This window comes from Loigolactobacillus backii (assembly GCF_003946275.1).
GTDB classification, from domain to species: Bacteria; Bacillota; Bacilli; order Lactobacillales; family Lactobacillaceae; genus Loigolactobacillus; species Loigolactobacillus backii.
Genome location: NZ_RHNQ01000007.1, coordinates 1 through 26,378, shown reverse-complemented (window position 1 = coordinate 26,378; position 26,378 = coordinate 1). Strand labels below are relative to the sequence as shown.

At 42.3% G+C, this 26,378-nt stretch carries 17 protein-coding genes and 1 rRNA gene; 14 read left to right on the top strand and 4 right to left on the bottom strand.

All coding sequences use genetic code 11. From position 1 onward, the window contains the following. Positions 1-186 precede the first annotated feature (186 nt). Positions 187-1,527, bottom strand: a complete 1,341-nt coding sequence (locus EKM61_RS02480; protein ID WP_068222718.1) for an APC family permease — start codon at positions 1,525-1,527, stop codon at positions 187-189. 376 nt (positions 1,528-1,903) lie between these two features. Here EKM61_RS02480 and EKM61_RS02475 point away from each other — a divergent pair, with 376 nt between their 5' ends. Continuing rightward, the gene (locus tag EKM61_RS02475) at positions 1,904-2,275 is read left to right on the top strand and encodes a PTS sugar transporter subunit IIA domain-containing protein (RefSeq protein WP_068222721.1); all 372 of its coding nucleotides are present in this window, start codon (positions 1,904-1,906) and stop codon (positions 2,273-2,275) included. A gap of 966 nt (positions 2,276-3,241) precedes the next feature. Here the strand turns inward: EKM61_RS02475 and EKM61_RS02470 are convergent. The 3 genes from EKM61_RS02470 to EKM61_RS02460 all read right to left on the bottom strand — a co-directional run bounded on the left by EKM61_RS02470 (position 3,242) and on the right by EKM61_RS02460 (position 7,822). After that, complete coding sequence (locus tag EKM61_RS02470) at positions 3,242-4,876, bottom strand: APC family permease (protein WP_068222724.1); 1,635 nt, start codon at positions 4,874-4,876, stop codon at positions 3,242-3,244. A 381-nt stretch (positions 4,877-5,257) separates the two neighbouring features. Next, the gene (locus EKM61_RS02465; RefSeq protein ID WP_068222727.1) at positions 5,258-6,622 is read right to left on the bottom strand and encodes a L,D-transpeptidase family protein; all 1,365 of its coding nucleotides are present in this window, start codon (positions 6,620-6,622) and stop codon (positions 5,258-5,260) included. Between the two features lie 228 nt (positions 6,623-6,850). Next, on the bottom strand, positions 6,851-7,822 hold the full coding sequence (locus tag EKM61_RS02460; RefSeq protein WP_068222730.1) for an L-lactate dehydrogenase: 972 nt from the start codon (positions 7,820-7,822) through the stop codon (positions 6,851-6,853). Between the two features lie 334 nt (positions 7,823-8,156). On the opposite strand from EKM61_RS02460, the gene pth reads away from it, so the two are divergent. The 13 genes from pth to EKM61_RS02395 all read left to right on the top strand — a co-directional run bounded on the left by pth (position 8,157) and on the right by EKM61_RS02395 (position 26,312). Next, complete coding sequence (pth, locus tag EKM61_RS02455; RefSeq protein WP_068222731.1) at positions 8,157-8,723, top strand: aminoacyl-tRNA hydrolase; 567 nt, start codon at positions 8,157-8,159, stop codon at positions 8,721-8,723. A gap of 9 nt (positions 8,724-8,732) precedes the next feature. After that, positions 8,733-12,263, top strand: a complete 3,531-nt coding sequence (gene mfd, locus EKM61_RS02450; RefSeq protein WP_068222737.1) for a transcription-repair coupling factor — start codon at positions 8,733-8,735, stop codon at positions 12,261-12,263. After that, entirely contained in the window at positions 12,260-13,831 is a 1,572-nt protein-coding gene (locus EKM61_RS02445) for a putative polysaccharide biosynthesis protein (protein ID WP_068376585.1), read from the top strand. The genes mfd and EKM61_RS02445 overlap by 4 nt, the downstream gene beginning before the upstream one ends. A 21-nt stretch (positions 13,832-13,852) precedes the next feature. Further along, positions 13,853-14,116 (top strand): RNA-binding S4 domain-containing protein, encoded by a 264-nt coding sequence (locus EKM61_RS02440; RefSeq protein WP_068222740.1) that lies wholly within the window; start codon positions 13,853-13,855, stop codon positions 14,114-14,116. Between the two features lie 221 nt (positions 14,117-14,337). Further along, positions 14,338-14,739, top strand: a complete 402-nt coding sequence (locus EKM61_RS02435; RefSeq protein WP_068222741.1) for an FtsB family cell division protein — start codon at positions 14,338-14,340, stop codon at positions 14,737-14,739. Between the two features lie 82 nt (positions 14,740-14,821). After that, complete coding sequence (locus EKM61_RS02430; RefSeq protein ID WP_068222743.1) at positions 14,822-15,307, top strand: S1 domain-containing RNA-binding protein; 486 nt, start codon at positions 14,822-14,824, stop codon at positions 15,305-15,307. A gap of 366 nt (positions 15,308-15,673) precedes the next feature. After that, positions 15,674-17,035, top strand: coding sequence for a tRNA lysidine(34) synthetase TilS (gene tilS / locus EKM61_RS02425; RefSeq protein ID WP_068222748.1), 1,362 nt, complete (start codon positions 15,674-15,676; stop codon positions 17,033-17,035). Positions 17,036-17,048: 13 nt separating this feature from the next. Further along, positions 17,049-17,591, top strand: a complete 543-nt coding sequence (hpt, locus tag EKM61_RS02420) for a hypoxanthine phosphoribosyltransferase (protein ID WP_068222750.1) — start codon at positions 17,049-17,051, stop codon at positions 17,589-17,591. Positions 17,592-17,684: 93 nt separating this feature from the next. Then, a complete protein-coding gene (gene ftsH, locus EKM61_RS02415; protein ID WP_068222754.1) occupies positions 17,685-19,799 on the top strand; it encodes an ATP-dependent zinc metalloprotease FtsH in 2,115 nt (704 codons plus the stop codon). A gap of 151 nt (positions 19,800-19,950) precedes the next feature. Beyond that, positions 19,951-20,844 carry an Hsp33 family molecular chaperone HslO gene (gene hslO, locus EKM61_RS02410; RefSeq protein WP_068222757.1) on the top strand — a complete coding sequence of 298 codons (894 nt, stop codon included), beginning with the start codon at positions 19,951-19,953 and terminating at the stop codon, positions 20,842-20,844. A gap of 385 nt (positions 20,845-21,229) precedes the next feature. After that, on the top strand, positions 21,230-22,249 hold the full coding sequence (dusB, locus tag EKM61_RS02405; protein WP_068222759.1) for a tRNA dihydrouridine synthase DusB: 1,020 nt from the start codon (positions 21,230-21,232) through the stop codon (positions 22,247-22,249). Between the two features lie 107 nt (positions 22,250-22,356). Further along, complete coding sequence (gene lysS, locus EKM61_RS02400) at positions 22,357-23,850, top strand: lysine--tRNA ligase (protein ID WP_164505759.1); 1,494 nt, start codon at positions 22,357-22,359, stop codon at positions 23,848-23,850. Between the two features lie 893 nt (positions 23,851-24,743). After that, a 16S ribosomal RNA gene (locus EKM61_RS02395) occupies positions 24,744-26,312 on the top strand. Positions 26,313-26,378: the final 66 nt, after the last annotated feature.

The window sequence follows — 26,378 nt, the reverse complement described above, 5'->3', positions numbered from 1 at the left end:
CACAAGAATAGACAACATTCGAAGCATCATAAGTTATTTGCGATTTTTGCAAATAACTAACCGTAATTGCGAAGTAGTAGTTGAATGAATTGGATAACGGATGGAGCCTCAGGATTATTAGTGGTCTATGTTAATAATCCTTAATTGCGAAGCAGAATCTGGTCGCTTTTTCAAACACGCTCTAGTTTATTTTTTCAGTTCTTTGCGTTCTTGCGCCTTTTCGTAGTAATAGATCGGAATGCCAATGACAACGAAGATGAACGAAACGCCAACACCAACAATATCCGATTGGATTTCACTAATAATAACAAATAGGGCACCAGCAATGGCGACGATAGGAGTTAATGGATAAAGTGGCACGTTAAATGCCCGTTTTTGATTAGGGTTACGTCGGCGTAATAGAAAGAGACCCACGAAGGCCATTACGTAAAAGACGTAAACGGTAAAAATACAAATTTCGGATAGCCGATCAGGGTTGAAAAAGATAACCATAATTCCGGCAATTAACATAATTGCTGTTGTTGAAAATAATGGTGCCCGGGTCTTTGGGTGTAAGTAGCTTAAGGTTTTAGAAAAGGGAATTTCGTGATTTTTTGCCATGGCGTACATAATCCGTGGAAAGGTCATGACTTTTCCGTTCATACAACCTAAGATTGAAATAATAACCCCAATATTGAGTAGTTTACCGCCAATATCACCAAACGCTGTTACTGCAAAGGCAGGCGTTGCATTTTGACCAAGGTTGACGATACGTTGCGCGGGCATTGTCCGAAAAACCCCCAGAGTTACTAACATGTAACAGACAAGGACTAGGATGATTCCAAAAGAAATGGCCCGGGGTAACATTTTTTTCGGATTCTTAATTTCACCACCCATATTAGCAATTAAGATCCACCCATCATAAGCAAAGAGTGTTGCTAAGATGGCAACACCAAAGCTACCGTTGGAACTACTGCTGGCCGTTGTGACTGTTTGATTAAGTGCAGCATGATCACCGAATAAAAGACCAAAAATAATAATGGCAGCAACTGGAAGTAATTTACCTAATGTTGTTAAGATCTGAATCGTTGCTCCAAAACGATTGGATAGAAAGTTAATTAGGCCGATAAATAGGATTGCCAGCAACGCCAACGGAATGCGTAAATTACTGCTAAGGTGGAAGAAATCAGTCAATAAAATTGCTAGGTAAGCAGCTAATGAGGCAATCATAGCTGGACCATAAACGATAATTTGCATCCAGCCAGAAAGAAAACCCCATAATTTGCCGTACATTTTTTCCATGTAAACGTATAGGCCACCTGTATGTGGCATTTGGGCGCCAATTTCAGCAATCGTTAGCCCAGCCGTTAGCGTAATGACGCCACCGAGAAACCAGGCCCAGAGTGCTGTGGTTGTGGATCCGGCCAATGATAGAACACTCGCTTGTTTAAAAAAGATACCTGAACCAATAACTGTCCCAATAACAAGCGCTAGTGCCGACCAAAGGCCAAGTGAACGATTGAGTTGAACATTCTCCTTCTGTTGCATTTAAAACCCCAGCTCCCTTTAATTAAAATTTAATGAGACAATCATACCATATTTTAATTAACTGGCCAAGCCTAAATTAGGCGTGGTTACTAACTGGCCGTGGGAATGTGGTCAGATCAAAATGGCCGTAAAAACAATTTTTAAGCACGAATAAGATTGAAAATTATTTTAATCATATTTTCCCGTTAGGCCGTTTTTTAAACACATACTAAATTAATTCTAAAAAGATCTGAAGTAGCATAGACTAATATTAGTTTGAATCACTTCTAAAGCGGTTTTACCATAATTTCAGATTTATCGGAAAAATAGTTGAATTTTTAGGGTGACTCAGTAATACTTAGACTATTGAAGTCAATTTGAAGACGAGGTAAGAAAAATGAGTTTAGGGATTATTATTGTCACCCATACACCAGAGATGGCCGAGGGATTAGCGCGGTTGTTGCGGCATATTGCCAAAAATGTGCCGGTGACGTTTGCCGGTGGTAATAGCATGGGTCAAATTGGGACTAGCATGAGTCAAGTTCAATTAGCGGTAAACACGAATGAAGCAACGGAGTTATTGGCCTTTTATGATTTTGGGAGCGCCCGACGTAATGTAGAATTGGCCAGTGCTTTTAGCGCCAAACCAATTCATTTATATGATGTCGCATTAGTTGAAGGCGCACATACCGCCGCGGTTAGCCTACAAGCGGGTGTTGACCGCGCTGGTTTGGACAAGCAGCTACTTGCGTTACAAGTTAAGGCTTAATTTATGAGAATGATGATTAGAAATAGAAAGAGACCAGGACTTTTATCCTGGCCTCTTTTTCAAATACGGTTGCGCCAAATTAATCAGGAAAATACTGGTAAAGGTATTTTCCGAACACGATCTAATGCCGTGTAGCGTTCATATTTAAATTGAATTATATTGCTATTAAAAATAATGTTTATGCTGCTTGGCCACTGAATTGCACTTGCTCAGATTTAGTTAGGTTCCATTCCGGCGCTGGCGTATGGAACGCGTGGCGCGTTGACAAGCTAATTTTCTTTCCGATTAAACCCCAACGGAAAAGAAAATGGATCTTGTCAATCACGCAAGGTACTAAATGACCACAATTCGGTCATCAAGTACCTTCGACACAGCTGATACGCCAGCGCCTCCATTTCACCTTGGCAGTGGTTGAGCCATGATTATTGACCAATTTAATTGTTTAGTTAGTACCATTGAGTGGGAACCACAGCCTTAATGCTGTGCAACTTATCGGTGGTCTTAATTAGCCATAACATTGACAAGGGCAGTTTTCACTGACTTGCAACACAATAACGGGTTGATATAACTGCCAGAGAAACAAATAATTTTTAAATGTGCCACTGCGGCCAGATTTCATTTTGGGGCGCGAGGACCGGCTGTGTCGGTGATTCTTAATGGCGATTTGGGCCATTTGGAGCCATGTTTCAACTTGGTGTTTTATGCCTTAGTTGAATGGTCATCGTCCGCAATATCTAAGATTTTCGTTTCGAAATTCACCCACTATTGTGAAGTAGAATCATGCGGGCTTGGCGAGCTAACTTTTACCCCCGCTTTGCCTTTATTTGGTAAAAGTTAGCTCGCCAACCCGCCACGCGTTACGTCCTCGCGCACCGGAATGGAATCTGATCTATTATGGCTTGTTCCAGTTAAGTTTTGGCGTTCTGAAAATTAACTAATGGTTTTAAATATGAGTGCTACGATGCACTAGGCACGAGTTTTTCTGCCAACAAAAGTGAGGCAGGAAATTAATAGGGCATCAACGATTAAAATGTAGAGTAGGCGGAGTAATAGGGCAATACCGGTAACCCGTGAGATCGTGTAACTAAGTATGATACCGATGATAATAATGAGTGAAATAATGAGCCATTGACCAATTGTATAGGCGGCACCATTATTATTGCGCTGCCGGCGAGCAATGATGGGCATAACTAGACCAATCGCACACAGGCCCAGTGTGACTAAGACATTCATAATTAAGGTATCGGCGTAGAGTGCTGTCCCTGGTTTAGCATCCGTCGGGAAAAACGCGGCCACGGCAGCAAAGAAAGTGATGAAAAACATCCAAGCACCAACGATAAAGGCAAGGTGATCGTTTTTAATGTAAGTATAGGCTGGCGTTGGGTAGCGATCGCTGTGCCGGCGAACCATCATAAAGGCCCAAAATAAGAAGCAAGTTGCAAAGGGCGAAACGATCCCGTTAAGGTTCAATAACCAATTGAAAATATCGTTGATTTGGGGGAGCAAGCCACCAAGAAACATAATAATGGCACAAATTGCGGTGGTCATCCAGTAACCATTGATCGGAAGCCCGTCCGCATTAAGTTTAGATAATTGCTTAGGCATGTATTTTTTGCTGATGTCACCAAGAAAGACTCGTGTGCCAGCATCCAGTAAGATCGCCAATTGGGCACACATATAGATTGCTTGCGTAACCGCAAAGACATACATCAAAATCTTACCCCAGCCAAATTGGCGGCCTAGAGCAAGAAAGGCGTAATAGGAACCGTTCATTTTGAGATCGTTGGGTAAGTGGTGCGCGTTGAAGAAAACACCTAGTGAAAAAGAACCAAAAACGGTTAGAAAGGCGGTCATGATTGCGATCATAATCATTGCCTTTGGGAAATCTTTGCGCGGATTTTTCATATCGGTAACGTAAGGCGCGGCCAGCTCAGAACCGTTCATGGCAAAAATTAGTAAACCTAGCGTCGTCAGAAAATGGCCATCAATTTTAGGCAAGAAGGCCTTTAGCGTGAACGGTTGGGTTGCAATGTGGAATCCCTTAACTAAGGAAGTGATGGTCATAACAACAAATAGGACCGTCATCAGAAACATTGCACCACCACCGATGACACTCATAATTTCCAGCGATTTGTTTTTGAATAAATGCTCAAAGAAAATAAAACCGATAAAAATAGCAGTGGTTAAAATACCAAACATCGCTTTTGACATGTACGCTTCAAGGTTACCGTTACCGCTGATTAGCCAACCAAAGGCAACAACCACGGAATTGGCGACGTCGACAATGTATGGTAATCCAACAACCCAATAGAACCAAGCAGCGAAGTAACCAACTTTGTCACCGCTCGTTCCCCGAACCCACGAAGTTAAACCGCCACCTTCTTGACTGAAGACCGAGCCCAAGTGACCAACCATTAGTGAGTAGGGAAGCACGTAAATAAATAGCATAACGATCCATGATGTAACAACACCAAGACCTTGATTTTGAAAATTATAAATAATATCGTCGAAACCGATAACGGTTACGAAATCCATAAGGGCAACAACTGGCCACTTAATAAAATTGCGGTTACCCGCTAATTCTAATCCATCATCTTTCATCAAATAATCCTCCGAGTTAATTCAAATCTTTTTGTGCGGCGTTTAAATGTGCACTGATTTGACCCGGAGACTTATTTTTGCGGTACAAGTAGACAAGCATTGCTTCGACTCCTCCTTAGCTTTTTTCTATATTGAGTATAGTGATGTTTATTAGTGAATGCCATAAATTTTTCACGAAAGAAAGTCTTAACCAAATTAATTATTTGTTTAGCAGTGGGCCTTGGCAAAATGAATTAACGATTATTAGTGTGGTCGAACGGCGCCATTTTAAGGAAAACGTGATTTTAGGCCATAAAAAGTGGCAGTAAAGACTAATTGAATCTGATAGTCATTACTGCCATTTTTTTGTGAAACTTCATTGACTGGTTTAGGTGATTTTTATTAGAAAATAATCACTGGTGTATCTAAAGCAACATCGGCGTAAACTTTTGCCATTGTTGTTGGCGGCGTGTTAACGCAGCCATGGGAACCGTGTGTTTTGTACCAATCGCCACCAAATGTTGGTTGCCACGAGGCATCGTGGATTCCGACACCGGTATAGTCAACCGGCATCCAGTAACTAACGGCTGAAGAGTAAGCTGAGCCATTATCATTTTTACCGGTCAATTTAGTATTACGCTGCTTATTCCAAACAAAGTAAACTCCAGATGGCGTATCTTGGCCAGGTTTACCAGTCACGACATCAGTATCTAATACCGATTTACCGTTTTTATAAACCCACATGTGTTGCGCAGATTTATCAACCTCAACGTAAGTATTACCGATGCCATCCTTACCGTAACCAATCCCAACCGTCACGGGTTCGCGGGTGAAATCTTTTTCTTTCAAAACTTCACTAGCTAGGGCCGCAGACTCACTGCTGGTCTTAATACTCCAGCCATAGTTACCGGCAGGCACTTTAACCTTGCCTTGCTTGGTACTATTGAATTCGATTGATTTATTGTAAGTGGCGTAGCGATTATTTAGCCCAACCACGTATTGTTTAACTTTAGCGGTATCTACAGCAATTTTACCGTTGTTATAGGTTTCCCAATCGTAGATCGTTGCTGCTGGGACTTGCAGTGTTTTACCATTAATTTTGTAAGTAATCTTTTCGGCATGAATCTTTTCCAATTTGGCTTTTGCGGTCTTTAATTGGGTTGCCGAACCAGTAACGGTTGGTTTGCTGTAATCATTCTTAAGTTGCACCGTTGTATTACCGCTAGTCAAACTAGTTTTAATACTCGTCTTTAATTTGGCACTATCTAATTGATTACCATAAACGGCCTTAGTGACAACAAAGCCATTGCTGCGTTTAGCAACGGTTGCATCTTGACTCGCTTTACGCCCTTTGTTTAACTGTTCGTTAGTTGTATTAAAAAATTGGTTAAAAGTCTGATTATTTAAATCCAGACTTTGATCGGCACTGACGTTACCACCAGTGAGGAGGTGTAGTGGCCACAGCCAAGGATTTTGGCTAGCCTGTAATGTTGTTAAGCTGTCCTTGAAGTTTGGTGTTACCCCGGCGTCCTTACCTTTAAATGATCCAACTTTTTTAGTACCATCCATAAAAGTAAAACTTTGATTATGAAAATGTTCTTTAAGTGCTGTGTTAGCCTGCGTTGTTGTTTTACCGCCAATACTTAAGCCAGCGACACTAGTTCGCGGTAGAAAAGTATTGCGGTACTGCATTCCTTTGACAATATAAATGCCAAGTAAAATAACGACAACTAAGCTCACCGCTAAAATGCGGTTACGATTTTTCATGTGGTCGTCCCTCCTATGATGGTGACCAGTAACTTTCCCTATTCTACCCAAAAAAGGCCGGAAAGAAAAGACAGTTGACCTTAATTTTTAGTAACGATCACTTTAAAAATGAAAAAAAGCACCATTTTTTCGATGTTTAGGCGACTATTTGAAGGTGGACCGAAGTAATGTAGGCCAGAAAAAGAAGCTTAGGTATAGGCCCAAGCTTCTTACGGATTGAATAGTTAATTATTGACGTGATTCAATGCCATTTTCTTTGAAGGCTTTGTCAGCAATTTCTTTAAGTGCTGCACCTGACTTAGTCATTTCGCTTGCTTCACGATCGGATAATGGTAATTCGATGATTTGTTGTAAACCATTCCGGTTGATGACGGCTGGTGTCCCAATGTAAAGGTCATGCAGGCCATATTCGCCGTCCATGTAAACGGATAACGGTAAGATAGTGTTTTCATCATCAAAAATTGCCTTAGTGATACGAGCCAAAGCGGCACCAATTCCGTAGTTAGTTGCACCTTTTTTGTTGATAATATCGTAGGCCGCATCGCGAACACTAACGAAGATTTCGTCTAATTTCTTTTGGGTGACTTCGGGATGCTTTTCCATCCATTCGTGCATTTGTAGGCCACCAAAGCTTAAATGAGACCAAACGGCAAATTCAGAATCACCATGTTCACCCATAATATAACCATGGACGCTGCGAGGCTCAACGCCAACCAATTCGCTGACGGCCACGCGTAAACGAGCAGTGTCTAACGATGTACCGGAGCCAATAACACGTTCCTTAGGGAAACCAGAGAGCTTCCAAGTAGCGTAGGTGAGAATATCAACTGGGTTAGCGGCAACTAAGAAGATACCGTCAAAACCAGATTCAACAACGGGATCAACAATTGACTTCAAAATCTTTAAGTTCTTGCTGACAAGATCTAAACGAGTTTCACCAGGCTTTTGTGGTGCGCCAGCAGTGATCACAACAAGATCAGCATCCTTCGCATCGGCGTAGCTACCTGAATAGATATTCTTAGGTGAATTCCAAGGTAATGCGTGGGATAAGTCAACGGCATCTCCCTCGGTCTTTTCCTTAGCAATATCAACAATTGCAACTTCTTGTGCGATGCCTTGGGTTAATAAAGCAAATGCATAACTAGAACCTACAGCGCCGTCACCGACAAGAAGAACTTTTTGATGTTTAAATGTTGCCACGATAAAATCATCCTTTCGTATGCAGAAAAATTTTTATTACATTAGTTATATTAACACAAATGTAAGCGCTTTGTCTTTGAAAAAATATTAAGGAATAATTTTGTTAGCGGGGAAAATTTACGGACTATGCTATAATAGTCCGGGATAAATAACTGAAGTTAAAAATGACGTGGTGCGTTTTAGGTTTACGTACCTTTTTCGTGTCTAACGAGGTCATTAAGGCCGTGTTTTTAGGGCATGGTTTTTGACGAATACCAAGTGGACGTTTTGCGCCAATAAGTTTTTGTGGGTAACACAAAATAGGAATTATAAGATTGAAAAAGGAGTAGAACTAATGAAAATGATCGTTGGTCTGGGAAATCCAGGCAAAAAGTATGCAGGAACAAAACATAATGTTGGCTTTATGACAATTGATTCAATTGCTAAGGCACACGACGTCACTTTAAATAAAAATGAATTTGAGGCCAATTACGGTACTTTCTTTTTAAATGGTGAAAAGGTGTTTTTGGTCAAGCCCCAAACTTACATGAATGATTCGGGACGGGCAGTTAAGCCGCTAATGACTTATTATCAAGTGCAGTTAGACGAACTATTGGTTATTTATGATGATATGGATTTGCCGGCTGGAAAAATTCGGTTACGGCAACATGGTTCGGCTGGTGGTCATAACGGGATTAAGAGTATGATCAGCTATTTGAGGACTAGCAATTTCAATCGAATTCGAATTGGAACGGATCATCCAGGCCGGGGAACAGTTGTGGATTGGGTGTTAACACCCTTTGCCAAGAATGTTCGGCCATTAATTGATGAGAGTATCGAAAAAGCGAGTGCGGCAGTCGAAAGTTGGACGGCTGAGCCAGATTTTATGCAAATCATGAATCAATACAACCGGAAAGGATAGTTACTGTTTATGGATTTAACGGAACTTTTATTACAAGCACCAACTTTTCGTGATTGGTTGGGCCAAATTAAGCCCGATAGTCGGCAATTAGTCACCGGACTACAGGATTCCGCAAGAACTCTGGTCTTGGCTGGTTTGGTGCGGGCAAAAAAACAGCCATTGTTGGTTGTGACAAATAGTTCTTATAATGCCAGTCAATTGGTTGATGATTTAACCAATCTATTACCAGATGAATCCGTTCAGTTATTCCCAGTTGATGAAGTAATGGCCGCCCAAGTTGCAACGAGTTCACCAGAATACCGTAGTGAACGTGTTCAGGCACTAAACTTTTTAGCCCAGGGGGAAGCTGGAATTGTGGTAACTTCCCTTTCTGGGATGCGGCAATACTTACCGCCTGTTGCAATCTGGCAACAGAGTGCAATTCCAGTTAAGGTTGGTGGCGAAATTGATTTAGAAAAATTGCGGGGGCAACTTGTTGCTACTGGCTATACTCGGGAACAATTGGTCGGTAAGCCCGGCGAGTTTGCCATGCGTGGTGATATTATTGATGTTTATCCGTTAAACGCCGAAAATCCTGTTCGAATTGATTTATTTGATACTGAAGTTGATTCATTGCGTTACTTTGAGGCCAGCACGCAGCGCAGCTTGGAGAACATCGAACAATTTACGATTTTACCGGCAACTGATTTTGTTGCGCCAGCAGAGCTATTGAAAAAGGCTGCCCCAAAATTGAGGAAGGCCTACCAAGCTGAGCTGGCAACAATAAAGGATAGTACTGAGCAGCAAGAATTGGAGACTAACTTTGCGCCCGTTTTGACTGCCTTTGAAAAGGGTGATCTGACTGAAGATCTGAACCGTTACCGCGATTTGATTTATGGTCAGAAGACAACTCTAGCCGATTATTTGGTTGCGGCGGGCTACTTGATTTTAGATGATTATCCGCGAATGGCCGAAACGGAGAAAAACCTAGCGGCCGATACTGCCCAGTGGTTCACTGAAGAATTAAGCCAACACCGGGTTTTACACACGCAGACGTTTGGCAATGAGTTGGCCAGTTTGTTGCGGAAAAGTCACCACACACACATTTATTTTTCATTATTTCAAAAAGGAATGGGCAATTTACGCTTAGATCATATTTTTGACGTTCAAAATCGGAATATGCAGCAATTTTTTGGCCAAATGCCTTTATTCAAAGCAGAGGTCGATCGGTGGCAGACTGAAAAACGGACGGTTGTTGTCATGGTCGGTGATGACGAACGGCGGGAACGGGTGAGTCAGACTTTACGCGATTTTAAAATTAAAGCAGTTTTGGCCCAGCCTGATCAGTTAGAAGTCGGTATTGTCCAAATTGTGGCCGCAACCTTACAAAATGGTTTTGAACTGGCAGAGGCTAACCTAGCAATTGTGACGGAAAAGGAGTTATTTAATCAGGTCGTCAAAAAGCGTGTTCGCCGCCAAACGTTGGCCAACGCAGAGCGAATTAAGAGCTATAACGAACTAAATCCTGGTGATTACGTTGTTCACGTTAATCACGGGATTGGTAAGTATGTTGGTATGCAAACGTTGGAAGTTGACGGGGCGCATCAAGACTACATTACGGTGCTGTACCAGGACAACGCGAAGATTTTCATTCCGGTAACACAACTGAATTTAATTCAAAAATACGTTTCCGCTGAAGGAAAAACACCACGAATCAATAAACTTGGTGGTGGCGAGTGGGCTAAGACTAAGCGGCGAGTTTCAGAAAAAATTGAAGATATTGCCGATGAGTTAATCGCACTTTACGCTAAACGGGAGGCCGAACAAGGGTATGCCTTTTCACGGGACAATCCCTACCAAAGAGAGTTCGAAGATGCTTTTCCTTATACTGAGACGGATGATCAGTTGCGAAGTGTCGCTGAAATTAAGCACGATATGGAACGAACCAAACCAATGGATCGTTTGTTGGTTGGGGATGTCGGTTTTGGTAAGACTGAAGTTGCAATTCGCACTATTTTTAAGGCGATTCAAGATGGTAAGCAGGCCGCTTTTCTGGTACCAACAACCATTTTGGCGCAGCAGCACTACAATACGATGCTGGAACGATTTAGCAATTTTCCAGTTCAAGTAGAATTGATGTCGCGTTTTCGAACGCGTAAACAAATTAACGCTACTTTAGCGAATATTAAAAGTGGTCAGGCTGACGTTGTTGTCGGCACCCACCGTATTTTATCGAAGGATGTTGAATTCAAAGACCTGGGCCTGTTAATTGTCGATGAGGAGCAGCGTTTTGGTGTTAAGGCTAAGGAACGTTTAAAAGAAATGCGTGCTTCCGTTGATGTATTGACCATGACGGCAACTCCGATTCCGCGAACCTTGAACATGTCAATGGTAGGCGTCCGTGATCTGTCGGTCATTGAAACACCACCGGCTAATCGCTACCCGGTCCAAACTTACGTCATGGAACAAAATGCTGGGGCAATCCGGGAGGGGATTCAACGGGAGATTGATCGAGGCGGCCAAGTCTTTTACTTGCACAATCGCGTTGAGGATATTGAACGAACCGTTGCGAATATTCAGGCCTTAGTGCCTAATGCGACCATTACCTATGCCCACGGCAAAATGACGGAAACCCAATTGGAAAACACGTTGTATGAATTTGTTCACGGTGGCTATGATGTTTTGGTCACCACAACCATCATTGAAAATGGGGTTGATATGCCTAATGTGAACACGTTGTTCGTTGAAAATGCCGATCACATGGGATTAGCACAGCTTTATCAGCTGCGTGGTCGAGTTGGTCGAAGTAGCCGGGTTGGTTATGCCTATTTTATGTATAAACAGGATAAAGTACTGACCGAATTAAGTGAAAAACGCTTGGCTGCGATCAAAGATTTTACCGAGCTTGGTTCTGGGTTTAAGATTGCCATGCGTGATCTGTCAATTCGCGGCGCCGGTAATTTATTGGGCAAGCAGCAACATGGGTTCATCGATTCAGTTGGTTATGATCTTTACTCACAGATGTTGTCTGAGGCGGTTGCTAAGAAACGTGGTGAAAAGCAAGTCGTTAAGACTGATTCTGAAATTGACTTGAAGGTTGAGGCCTATTTGCCAGGTGCTTACATTGAAGACGAGCGCCAGAAGATAGAAATTTATAAGCGTGTTCGGGAAATGGCTAATCAGGATGATCTACAAGAATTGGAATCTGATTTGATTGACCGTTTTGGTGATTACCCAATTGAGGTCACTAATCTTTTAAACGTGGGTGCGCTGAAATTAAATGCTGATCGTGCGTTGGTTGAACGCGTTCGTCAAGTTGACGATCAAATTAAAGTTACTTTGTCACCAAAGGGTAGCAAAAAGATTAAGCCAGAAGATGTTTTCAAAGCCTTAGCAGCAACCAAATTACGGGCGACGGTTAAAATGACGGATGGTAAACTAGTAACCACGCTGATTATTCAGCCGAAAATGCAGCAAAAGGATTGGATGAAAGAGTTAAACCAATTTTTAGAGGGGCTGGCGGTTTTCACTCAAGAAGAAACAAAGGTTGAAAATGAATGAAAAATCAGCAAATGAAGCACGTTATGCGCGGTGCATTAATCTTATCTGCGGCTTCGCTGATTGCTAAAATTTTAAGCGCAATTTACCGGGTTCCTTTCCAAAATTTGGTAGGTAACACTGGCTTTTACGTTTATCAACAGATTTATCCGATTTATGGTATTGGGATGACCTTTGCCTTATCGGGGCTACCAGTCTTTATTTCAAAATTAGTTGCGGAACAAAAGACACCACTGGCAAGGCGGCAAGTATTAAAACAGAGTCGACTGCTTTTAGCAGGATTGTCCGCCGTTATTTTCTTAGGGTTACAGTTGGGTGCCGGAAAAATTGCGTTGGCAATGGGGGATGGTCAATTAAAACCACTTATTTTAACCGTTTCGTTTATGTTTCTCGCCATGCCTTATTTGGCTGTTAGCCGAGGCTATTTTCAGGGGACATTTGAGATGGTACCAACGGCTATTTCCCAAGTTGCCGAACAGCTTGTGCGTGTTGGCGTTATCCTGATTGCCGCTTATTTGGCCGTTAAACAAGGCTGGTCGGTTTATAAAATGGGTAGTTGGGCAATGAGCGGAGCACTTTTTGGTGCTTTAGCCGCAGCGGGCGTTTTGGTTTATTTTGTTCGGCAGCAACAAACAAAACTAACTGGAGCCAATGCCACTATTTCTTACCGTTATTTGCTGAAACGTTTTCTGTTAGAAGGTGGCTCGATCTGTTTATTTTCGGCCATGATTATTTTGTTACAGTTGGTTGATTCCTTTACCGTTAAAAATGGGCTTGTTGCTAGTGGCGTCAGTCAAGGACTGGCCAAAAGTTTAAAGGGTGTTTATGATCGGGGGCAGCCATTAGTTCAACTTGGTCTAGTTGTGGCCACGTCGTTTTCTTCAACGTTGTTACCAAGTTTAACGAAGGCACGGCAGCAACGACAAATAACTAGTTTTTACCGAACGGCCAGCACGATGATTCATTTGAGCTTTGCGTTATCAGTTGCGGCAACGGCAGGTCTAATTGCGCTTATTCCTGGTATTAACCGGCTGCTATTTGGGAGTACTCAGGGGGATCTTGCAATTGGCTTATACCTACTCAGCATTATTTTTGTTGCCCTAATCAGTACCTATAATAGTGTTCTTCAGAGTCAAAATCAGTACCACCTGACGACAATTGCACTTTTTCTGGGAATAATTGTAAAGGTGCTATTGAATCGCTGGGCCACTTTTAGGTGGGGGATTACTGGTGCCAGTGCCGTGACAGTTATGGCGTTGGTGGTGACATTTTGCTTAATTTGGTGGCAATCGGACGATCAATTGCGCCGCGCTTTAGTTGCCCGGCAGTTTATGTTCAAACTAGTAGTCATTTGTTTTGTGATGATGTTGCTCATTGGGCCAAGTACAAGGTGGTTGATCAATGAATTGGCCGCCGGACGCTTACTGACAGGCCTGCTAACACTGCTAGCCGTTTTGATTGGCGGTATTATTTTCGTCTTGTTAGCAACTGTTGGTCACTTATTTAGTATTCGTGAGTGGCTTGCGTTACCATTAGGAAGACGGTATTTAAAATTTTTAAGTCGGAAATAAATTAAGAAATGAGGAAAAATGATGCGCTTAGATAAATTTTTGAAAGTTTCGCGAATTATTAAGCGACGAACGGTAGCCAAGGATATCGCCGATCAAGGGCGAATTAAAGTTAACGATAAGGTTGCTAAATCATCAACTGATGTTTTAGTAGGGGATGTTTTAACCATTAAGTTTGGAAATAAAACGTTGACCGTTAAAGTAAAGCAATTGCTGGATACAACCAAAAAGGATGCAGCCGAGGAGCTTTACGAGACGGTGTCGGAAACATTTGAAAAAATCTATTAAAATCGAATAATGCATGGACAGCCCAAACAAAGCTTGTTATACTTTCAGTATAATTACGCGCTTTTGTTAGGGTTTTTTTATTGGAAAATGTCTAAAAAGGTGTTCGGATTTTAGGCATTGATAAGCTGAAATTTGGTATTAGTTTTACGGAGGGCCTTGCAAAATTAGTTACAAAACAGGTTTAAGTTTTAACGATGACTTTTTAGAAAGAAGGACTGGGTATGCTACAATCTAGACGACCAATTGCAGATAATGTTAATCCATACCAAAAGTTGGCTGGTGCTAGACATCAAAAGGCGGCGTACTTGGAACACGTTAAAAAAGTACATAAAAGACGGATCGCGCTTTTGTTAGGCTTACTCGTTGTTATTCTTGCAGTTTGTGGCTTTCAGATTTATCGTTCCAACCAAACGTTGGCGCAAACTAATCAGCAAGTCGCGCTGCAGTCCGTTAAGTTAAAACAAGTTAAAACGAATAAGGCAGATTTAAAGTTACAAGTCAAACAGCTGCAAAATAATGACTATTTGCAGAAGGTTATTCGCCAAAAATACTATTATTCAAAAGGAAACGAAACAATTTACAGTTTACCGACTGATAAAGCGGCAACGATCCCGGGAGAATAGTTTGTTAAGAGGTTGACGCTTGCACTGTTGCTGACCTATGCTATACTTATAGCTACATGATCTAAGGAGGAAAAACTTTTTTATGGCAATTGAAGTCGGAGCTAAAGTTTCTGGTAAAGTTTCTGGGATAACGAATTTCGGGGCCTTTGTTGATTTGGGTGACCACAAAACTGGGTTAGTTCATATCAGTGAAATTTCTGATAGTTATGTCAAAGATATTCATGATGTGTTATCTGTTGGTGATGAAGTAACGGTTAAAGTTATGTCGGTTGGTGATGATGGCAAGGTCGGACTTTCAATTCGACATGCAGTTGATAAGCCAGCGACGGAACACCGCCCAGAGCATAATCATGAAAATCATCATAATTCGAACCATTCAGGTTCCAATGGTCGTTCTCAGAGTCACGGTAACAGTGGTGGCGGTGGCCGAAAACATTTCCAAGAAAACAAGAAAGAAGACTTTGATGATTTATTGTCAAACTTCCTTAAAGACAGTGAGTCACGTTTAACTGACTTAAAACGAAATACTGAAGGTAAACGCGGTGGCCGTGGTGGCCGGCGCAGTTAATTTTTAAAAATATGAGTGGATCAAGAAATCCTGTGTACTTAGGTAACGAGTCTTAGGGCTCGGTTAGTGATTATGAGATCACTAATACTAATGACCAGTATTTTTGATCCACTATTTTAGTTTTAGAAGAAGTCCGGTTTTTGAAGTGGTAAATTTTATACTAAGAGAATGATCTGGATTATGTTAGGAAAATACTTTTAATCGTGTTTATCTGACCAATTTGGGGTAAACGTGTTGGGAAAGGCAGCTTCCTGTGCTTAGTTACGATCGCCAAATCATCTGTTTCACAGATAATTCGTCAATCTAGGCTAATCCTCGGAAGCTAACCGCTTTTTCCAACACTCTTATAAATGTAGGAGGTAGATCGTGGAAAGACGCTTTCGGCAGCACGTTCAAACAAATCATTTTTGGTCGGCAGGTCAACGCGTTTTGGTGGCAGTGTCGACTGGGGCAGATTCGATGGTCCTATTAACACTGCTACAACGGTTACCGCTAAATTTGCGGCCAAAGATTGGTGTTGTACACGTTAATCATCAATTACGGCAACAAAGTGAGCAAGAAGAAGTATTTTTAACTGCTTACTGTCAAAGGCAGCGATTACCGCTTTTTAAAACACGTTGGCTGGATCATCCACTAACGGGCGTTGAACAGGCGGCAAGGCAGTTTCGCTACCATTTTTTTGCGGATATAATGCGCCAACATCACTATTCAATCCTATTAACGGCGCATCATGGTGATGATGAATTGGAAACAATTTTAATGAACTTGGTTCGTGGTGGTGATATTCAAACGATGACCGGTATTAGAAGCCAACGTACTTTTGCCAGCGGAAGGCTAATGCGGCCGTTACTTATTTTCTCGAAGCAAGAGTTACGCGACTACGCGAATCAACAACAAATTAAGTATTTTGATGACGTCACCAATAATGATTTAACCTTTATGCGCAATCAAATTCGGCATCAAGTTGTGCCCATTTTAAAGCAGGATAATCAGCAAGTATTGGCACATGCAGTTGCGTTTTCGGAGCGCCTGCAGCGACTACTTCGGGTGAACCAACAATTTACGGATGAACAATTGCAACAGATTGGCCAGTTTAGTGTAGCGGGATTTCAGGGTAAAGTGAGTGCCTTTAAAATTTTCTCACCCGATCAGCAAGTGTTGTTATTAGATCGAATTGTTGAGCGCTGCTTGATCCAGCAAGGCACCACCGTTAAAGAGAGCCAAAAACAGCAATTATTGCGGGCAATTTTATCGGTTACTAAACCCCAGAGTCGGATTGATTTGGCTAATTCGTGGCGGTTTGAAAGAAGCTATGATTTATTTGCGTTTAGGCCGAGGCAGATGAAAAAAGTATCTGAAACAGCGGTGTGTCAATTGAACGTTGGTCAGTGGCAGCAAGTTGATCAGCAGCAGATTGGGCTGGTGACGGAGCAAGCAACTTTGAGGCCAGGCGATGACGTATTATCGGTTTACCTAGCACCAACAGAGCTACCGTTAATTGTGCGTCACCGGCAACCAGGTGATCAATTAGCTATAAAAACTGGTCACCAGTCGGTTAAACGACTATTGATTAATGAAAAAGTTCCAAGTGAAAAACGGGAACGACTTTGGTTAGTTACAACGGCCCAAAATAAAGGGTTATGGTTATTAAATTTAAAAAAAGCACAATTGTTTAATCAAATACAAACTGATAAAATACATTACAGACTTGTATTGAGAAATGTTTGAGAGGAGTTCGTTTATGCATCAAGATATTGAGCAGGTGTTATACGATCAAAAAGCACTTACTGAAGTCACTAAATCCCTTGGCGCACAACTGACGGTTGATTACGCCGGTAAGAATCCCTTAGTTGTCTGTGTTTTAAAGGGGGCCATTTTGTTCATGGCTGATCTAGTTCGCCAAATTGATACCCACGTTGAACTTGATTTTATGGATGTTTCAAGTTATGGTGGCGCAACAGTTTCTTCAGGCGAAGTTAAAATCGTTAAGGATTTAGACACAAGTGTTGAAAATCGTGATGTTTTAATTGTTGAAGATATTGTGGATACCGGACGAACGTTGAATTACATTGCTGATCTGTTTAAATATCGCAAAGCAAAGTCAGTTAAAATTTGTACGTTATTGGATAAGCCAGAAACACGAGTTGTCCCAGTGCACGTTGATTATTCTGGCTTTAAAGTACCCAATGCATTCTTAGTTGGATACGGCTTAGATTATGCCGAACACTACCGTAACCTGCCGTATATCGGCATTTTAAAATCTTCCGTTTATCAGACGAAATAATGGTCAATGAAAGTCAGTTATGCTATTATCAATTAGTAAATGATATGACAAGTTATCATTTCTATAAAAAGAAAACGGGAACGGAGGTCACATATGAATAATAAGAAAAATGGGCTTTTTCGTAACAGTCTATTTTACATTGTTATCTTCCTCGCGTTGATGGGTGTTATCTATTTCTTTACGAATGGACAGTCCAACACGCAATCAAAGGAAATTCAATCTAGTGCGTTTGTCACTCAGTTAAAAGATAACAAGATTAAAAACTTTAGTGTTCAGCCAAATAACGGGGTCTATAAGATTACCGGTGAATACCGCAAAGCACAAAAGTCGAAGTCGACGGGCGGTGGTTTTGGCCTTGTTCCTAGTTCCAGTTCCAGCGTTAAGAGTTTCACAACAACAATGCTTGACAGTGATTCTCAAGTATCGCAAATGACGCAAGCTGCTTCTAAAAACAATGTCACCATGAATACTAAAGCGGAAGAATCCAGCGGCTTTTGGGTTCAGATGTTACTTTATGCCTTACCAATTGTGATGTTCATCTTCTTCTTCTATATGATGATGAGCCAATCAGGCCAAGGTGGCGGTGGCAACAATCGGGTTATGAATTTTGGGAAGTCCAAGGTAAAACCAGCTGATAAAAAAGCTAACAAAGTACGTTTTTCTGACGTCGCAGGTGCGGAAGAAGAAAAACAGGAATTAGTTGAGGTTGTTGAATTCTTGAAAGATCCGCGGAAGTTTGTTTCCTTAGGGGCGCGAATTCCAGCGGGGGTACTTTTAGAGGGACCGCCTGGTACTGGTAAAACTTTACTTGCCAAAGCTGTTGCCGGTGAAGCTGGCGTCCCATTCTTCTCAATTTCAGGTTCTGACTTCGTTGAAATGTTCGTCGGTGTTGGTGCTAGTCGTGTTCGTGATTTATTTGAACAGGCTAAGAAAAATGCACCAGCAATCATCTTTATTGATGAAATTGATGCCGTAGGTCGCCAACGTGGTAGTGGTGTCGGTGGCGGACACGATGAACGTGAACAAACATTGAACCAGTTATTGGTTGAATTAGATGGTTTTACAGGTAATGAAGGTGTCATTGTAATTGCTGCAACTAACCGTTCTGATGTTTTGGATCCAGCCTTACTTCGTCCAGGCCGTTTTGACCGGAAGATTTTAGTTGGTAGTCCTGACGTTAAGGGTCGTGAGGCAATCTTAAAGGTTCATGCTAAAAACAAACCGTTTGCTGACGATGTTGATCTCAAGGTAGTTGCTCAGCAAACACCAGGTTTCGTGGGTGCTGATCTAGAAAATGTACTTAATGAAGCTGCCTTAGTTGCCGCACGTCGTGGTAAGCAAAAAATTGATGCTTCTGATGTTGATGAAGCAGAAGACCGTGTTATCGCTGGCCCAGCCAAGCGTGATCGTGTTATTAGTCCTAAAGAACGTAACATGGTTGCTTTCCATGAAGCAGGGCATACAGTTGTTGGCATGGTGCTCAGTGATTCACGAACTGTTCGTAAAGTTACGATTGTTCCTCGTGGGCGTGCAGGTGGTTATGCCATTATGTTGCCACGGGAAGATCAATTCTTGATGACTAAGAAAGAATTGAACGAGCAGCTTGTCGGTTTACTTGGTGGTCGAGCAGCTGAAGAAATTATCTTTGGTACGCAATCAACTGGTGCCTCTAATGACTTTGAACAGGCAACATCACTCGCTCGCTCAATGGTTACGCAGTACGGGATGAGCTCGAAATTGGGTAATATTCAGTATGAAGGTCGCGCAATGCAGCAACAAGAATTTGGTGTACGGCCATATTCTGAAGCAACTGCAACCGCCATTGATGATGAAGTTCGGCGAATTATGAACGAGGCACATCAACGTGCTTACGACATTATTCAATCTCATCGTGCGCAGCATAAGTTAATTGCTGAAAGTTTGCTCAAGTATGAGACGCTTGATGAAAAGCAAATCATGAGCCTGTTTAAAGATGGTGTTATGCCCAATATGGGTGGCTCCAGCGAATTTCCTAGTGAAAAGGCAGCAACTTTTGAAGAATCCAAGAAAGAATTGGAACGACAAGATGCTGAAAAACAAGCTGAGGAAAAGAAAAATGATCAAACGGATAATTCCGATGATACTAGTAAACCTGAGTCAGCTGGTCCCGAATCAGCCGATGCAGCGCCAACTAGTGAAGCACCAAAAGATGATCAGCAAGATGATTAACTGATTTATAAAGAGTGGGACAAAAGGCAACTTACTTTCAGGCTAGATTTTCTAGCGGAAAATGTCTTTTGGCGCACTCTTTTCTTATGTTACTGAGTTGCAGTTTTATAAGACAAAGATAAATAGAAATAAGCAAACGGAGGAATTAAGAATGGCGGATTATTTAATTAAGAGCCTAGCGTACAATGATACGGTTCGTGCTTACGCAGTTGATGCCAGTCAGCTAGTCGCGGAGGCACAGCGGCGGCATGGTACTTGGAGTGCGTCTTCGGCAGCACTTGGGCGAACGCTTATTGCAACACTTTTAATGAGCTCAGCCGGGCTGCAGGGATCAGAAAAAATGACAGTAAAGGTAATGGGTGACGGCCCAGTGGGTGCAATTGTTGCGGATGGTAACACCAGCGGCACGGTCAAGGGTTACGCACAAAATCCTCATGTCCACCTGCCATTGAATAAGAAGCACCATATCGATGTGGCCGGTGCAGTTGGCAAGAATGGTACGATTGCGGTGACTAAGGATATGGGCCTAGGTAAACCATTTACCGGACAAACGCCGATTGTTTCCGGGGAGTTAGGTGATGACTTTACCTACTATATGGCCGCTTCTGAACAAATTCCTTCATCAATCGGGGTTTCGGTTTTTGTTAAGCCAGATAATTCGATTGATGTTGCTGGTGGCTTTTTGATTGAAATGATGCCTGGTGCAACCGACGCAACCGCACAAGAGCTGGAACAGAAAATAAAGGCGTTACCATTAGTTTCGGATATGTTGCGTGCTGGTAAAACACCAGCGGCAATTTTAACCGATATTTTTGGTGCCGAATTAAAAATCATTGAAAAAATGCCGGTTGCCTATAAGTGTGACTGTTCAAAGGCACGTTTTGGTAAATCGATTGCTAGTTTGAATCCGGAAGAAATTCAAGCAATGATTGATGAAGATGGTGGTGCAGAGGCCGTTTGCCAATTTTGCGGTAATAAATATGAATTTTCAGTTGCGGAACTAAAAACGTTAAAAATGGCCGCTGAAGTAAAGAAGAATAACTAGGAGATTGAAGCAGGGGAGCGGGACAAAAAGTCGGTTTTGGGTTTACTGCGTAAGGTAGACCAATTCAATAACCGTACTATGGGGTATTGAATTAAGACACGTAAACCCAGACTTTTGGCGCACGTTCTAGAGTGATTTTTCGGAAACAATTAGAGGCTAGGACTTTTGTCCGGCCCCTTTTTATTAAAGATCTAAATTCATTTGCGGTTGTTAAGTTCTTTTAATGCGGCCGTAAGTTATTTTTGGGCCATATTTGATAATAGAATTAGGTTTAAATTAGCTAGTCTAGACACTTCTTAGCTGACTTCTTTTGTCAAATGAGCATTTGTGCTATTATACGTAAGATGTTTTAAATTCGAGTAGTTTTAAATAAGGTGGGAAATTTATGGAATGGAAAATTGGTAACGTCACGATTCCAAATCAAGTTGTTGTGGCACCAATGGCTGGCATAACGAATGCTGCCTTTCGGTTAACTTGTCGTGAATTTGGTGCCGGTCTAGTTGTCTGCGAAATGATCAGCGACCGTGGCATTATGCACCATAATGCGAAAACGATGAGTATGCTTTTTGTCGATCCCAACGAGCACCCAGTTAGTGTTCAGATATTTGGTGGGACCAAGGAAACCTTGGTTGCGGCCGCAGAATTTGTGGATCAGCACACTACGGCCGACATTATTGATATTAATATGGGCTGTCCCGTGAACAAGGTTGTTAAAACCGATGCTGGTGCCAAATGGTTGCTGGATCCCAATAAAGTATACGAAATGGTGGCCGCAGTGACGGCCGCCGTTAGCAAACCAGTAACGGTTAAGATGCGAACTGGCTGGGATGAAGACCATATTTTTGCCGTTGAAAATGCTGTGGCCGCCCAAAAAGCTGGTGCTGCAGCACTGGCCATGCACGGGCGTACCCGCAAACAAATGTATACCGGCCACGCTGATTGGAATATTCTAAAGGATGTTCGGGATCACCTGACGATTCCATTTATGGGAAACGGTGACGTTCGAACGCCTGAAGATGCGAAGCGAATGCTTGATGAAGTTGGTGCCACGGCAGTGATGATTGGTCGTGCTGCTCTAGGCAATCCGTGGATTCTTAAGCGGACAAATGAATATTTACGTGATGGCGTTTTACTGCCTGAGCCCACACCAAGAGAAAAAATTCAGACGGCTAAACTCCATTTGGATCGGTTAGTTGAATTAAAAGGTGAAAAGATTGGCGTTCATGAATTTCGAACTTCTTCCGCGTACTATCTAAAAGGTATTTCCCGTGCGGCTAAAACTAAGGTAGCCGTTAATAAGGCCGAAACGGAACAAGAAGTAGATACTATTTTTGATGATTTCGTTGAAAAGACAGAACAGCGCGAAGCTAAAAAAGCGGCTTATTTAAAGGCTAAGCAAGTGTAATCGTGAGTTTGCACTTGCTTTTTCATGATTAAATTGGCAAGATAAGTAGTGAAGCATGTTGAATGGAGGAATTTTAATTGGCAAATAAGGGTCAAAAGCCAAACGAGATGAATGACCAATTACGCGTTCGCCGGCAGAAGATGCAGGAACTGCGCGATGAGGGCATTGATCCTTTTGGTCACCGTTTTGATCGTGATGCAATGACACAAGGATTGCATGATAAATACGGTGAGACAACTAAAGAACAACTTGAAGAAGAAGAACATATTGTTACAATTGCTGGTCGAATGATGACTAAACGTGGTAAGGGTAAGGTTGGTTTTGCCGATTTTGCTGATCGCGACGGACGAATTCAAGTTTACGTACGTAAAGACGAAGTTGGGGAAGAGAATTACCACATCTTTAAGTGCTCGGACATTGGCGACATCATGGGAATTACTGGCAGTATCATGAAAACTGATACTGGTGAATTAACCATTCGGGCCAACCACGTTACTTTTCTTAGTAAGGCATTACGGCCACTACCTGATAAGTATCATGGTCTCCAAAACGTTGAGCAAAAGTACCGACAGCGTTATTTGGATCTGATTTCAAACCGGGAAAGTTTTGATCGGTTCATGAAACGAAGTCACATTATTAGTGCCGTTCGTGAATACTTAGATCAACATGAGTTTACTGAAGTGGAAACACCTGTTTTACATACGCAAGCAGGGGGCGCTTCGGCACGACCATTTACAACGCACCATAATGCGTTGAACATTGATCTTTACTTGCGAATTGCGTTGGAACTTCATTTGAAGCGCCTAATTGTTGGTGGCATGGAGCGGGTCTACGAAATTGGACGTGTTTTCCGGAATGAAGGGATTGATACAAGACATAACCCCGAATTTACGATGCTAGAAACTTATGCTGCCTATTGGGATTTAACTGATGTGATGGACGAAACTGAAGGAATTTTCCGTTTTGCGGCCCAAAAGGTAAACGGTTCTGGCCAAATAACGTATCAAGGTCAATCAATTGATCTTGATAAACCATTTAAACGAATTCACATGGTTGACGCCATTAAAGAACAGACTGGTGTTGATTTCTGGCCAAAGATGAGCGTTGCGGATGCACAAAAATTAGCGGATGAGCATCACGTGGAGTATCAAGAGTGGTGGACGGTTGGGCATATTATTAATGCTTTCTTTGAGACCTTTGTTGAAGAAACACTGACACAACCAACGTTCATTTACGGACATCCAATTGAAATTTCCCCATTAGCCAAAAAAGATCCTAAAGATCCACGTTTTGTTGGTCGTTTTGAATTATTTATTCATGGTGGTGAGTACGCAAATGCCTTCACTGAATTAAATGATCCAATTGATCAGCGTGAACGCTTTGAGGCGCAGGCCAAGGAACGTGAAGAAGGTAATGATGAAGCACATGGGATTGATGAAGATTACGTTGAGGCGTTAGAGTACGGTATGCCGCCAACTGGTGGATTGGGTATCGGTATCGATCGTCTAGTAATGTTATTAACCGATGTTGATTCAATTCGCGATGTTTTGCTGTTCCCAACAATGCGACCTGAAAAGACTTTAACGGATGATGAATTATAGATAAAAGGAGCGGAACAAAAGTCGGTTTTGGGTTCACTACGTAACACAGGCTAATTCAATAACCATTGTACGGTTATTGAATTAGCTGTAGCCGTGTTTGAAAAAGCAGTTTTCTGTGCTTGCCATAGTTGAATGGACAACGGATGGAACATCAGGATTATTAGCGTACTTGGCTAATAATCTTCAATTGCGGAATAGTAGTTACGATCGCCAAATTATCTGTGCAACAGATAATTTGGCGATCGTAACTAAAATAGGGCACGTGACCCTAGACTTTTGGCACACGTTCTAGAGTAATGATCAGAAATATAAGAGGCTAGGGCTTTGGTCCCAGACTCTTTTTATTTTGGCATTAATTAAGTATTGGTTGAATGCTACTAATGGAGAAGGAAATAGACCGAATAGAACGAATTTATATTAAAAAAGCGAACTTTTATGCAAGTCACTAGGCTAATGTTTGTACTTTAAAATAGACTTATTTTTTTAAATAAATATTGTTGACGAACACTAAAAAACTTGGTATAGTTATCTCTGTTGTCAAAGCGACTGCATAAGTTGCTCTGAGCTTTGAAAAAAGTTCTTGACAACAAATTAGATTCTTGCTAAACTATAAAAGTTGTCGCGTTAAGCAAACTTGAATATTGATTGAATAAAAATTCAAATTACTGCTTGACAAGCAACCGCTTAATCTGCTATACTGATTGAGTTGTCGCTGACAATGATTCAATGAAGTAGACCTTTGAAAACTGAACAAAGTTTCGACAAATCAAATGTGTAGGGTCTTTTTTTAACCGTTCTTCGGACCGGTTGGAAGAAGCAAACATTTGCGAAGTCAATTCAATTTGAATTATAACTCGCTAGCAACAAAATCAATTGAGCAATCAATTTTCATTTTATATGAGAGTTTGATCCTGGCTCAGGACGAACGCTGGCGGCGTGCCTAATACATGCAAGTCGAACGCACAGATATCAACAGAAGCTGCTTGCAGTGGAAGTTAATTGATGTGAGTGGCGGACGGGTGAGTAACACGTGGGTAACCTACCCAAAAGTGGGGGATAACATTTGGAAACAGATGCTAATACCGCATAATTTAAGTGACCACATGGTCACTTAATGAAAGATGGTTTCGGCTATCACTTTTGGATGGACCCGCGGCGTATTAGCTAGTTGGTGGGATAACGGCCTACCAAGGCGATGATACGTAGCCGACCTGAGAGGGTAATCGGCCACATTGGGACTGAGACACGGCCCAAACTCCTACGGGAGGCAGCAGTAGGGAATCTTCCACAATGGACGAAAGTCTGATGGAGCAACGCCGCGTGAGTGAAGAAGGTTTTCGGATCGTAAAACTCTGTTGTTGGAGAAGAACAGGGACTAGAGTAACTGTTAGTCCTATGACGGTATCCAACCAGAAAGCCACGGCTAACTACGTGCCAGCAGCCGCGGTAATACGTAGGTGGCAAGCGTTGTCCGGATTTATTGGGCGTAAAGCGAGCGCAGGCGGTTTTTTAAGTCTGATGTGAAAGCCTTCGGCTTAACCGAAGAAGTGCATTAGAAACTGGGAAACTTGAGTGCAGAAGAGGAGAGTGGAACTCCATGTGTAGCGGTGAAATGCGTAGATATATGGAAGAACACCAGTGGCGAAGGCGGCTCTCTGGTCTGTAACTGACGCTGAGGCTCGAAAGTATGGGGAGCGAACAGGATTAGATACCCTGGTAGTCCATACCGTAAACGATGAATGCTAAGTGTTGGAGGGTTTCCGCCCTTCAGTGCTGCAGCTAACGCATTAAGCATTCCGCCTGGGGAGTACGACCGCAAGGTTGAAACTCAAAGGAATTGACGGGGGCCCGCACAAGCGGTGGAGCATGTGGTTTAATTCGAAGCTACGCGAAGAACCTTACCAGGTCTTGACATCCTTTGACCACTGTAGAGATACAGCTTTCCCTTCGGGGACAAAGTGACAGGTGGTGCATGGTTGTCGTCAGCTCGTGTCGTGAGATGTTGGGTTAAGTCCCGCAACGAGCGCAACCCTTATGACTAGTTGCCAGCATTAAGTTGGGCACTCTAGTGAGACTGCCGGTGACAAACCGGAGGAAGGTGGGGATGACGTCAAATCAGCATGCCCCTTATGACCTGGGCTACACACGTGCTACAATGGTTGGTACAACGAGTTGCGAACCCGCGAGGGTAAGCTAATCTCTTAAAGCCAATCTCAGTTCGGATTGTAGGCTGCAACTCGCCTACATGAAGTCGGAATCGCTAGTAATCGCGGATCAGCACGCCGCGGTGAATACGTTCCCGGGCCTTGTACACACCGCCCGTCACACCATGAGAGTTTGTAACACCCGAAGCCGGTGGGGTAACCTCTATGAGGAGCTAACCGTCTAAGGTGGGACAGATGATTGGGGTGAAGTCGTAACAAGGTAGCCGTAGGAGAACCTGCGGCTGGATCACCTCCTTTCTAAGGAAAATATTACGGAAACCTACACGATTTGTTGAAACTTTGTTTAGTTTTGAGAGGTTTACT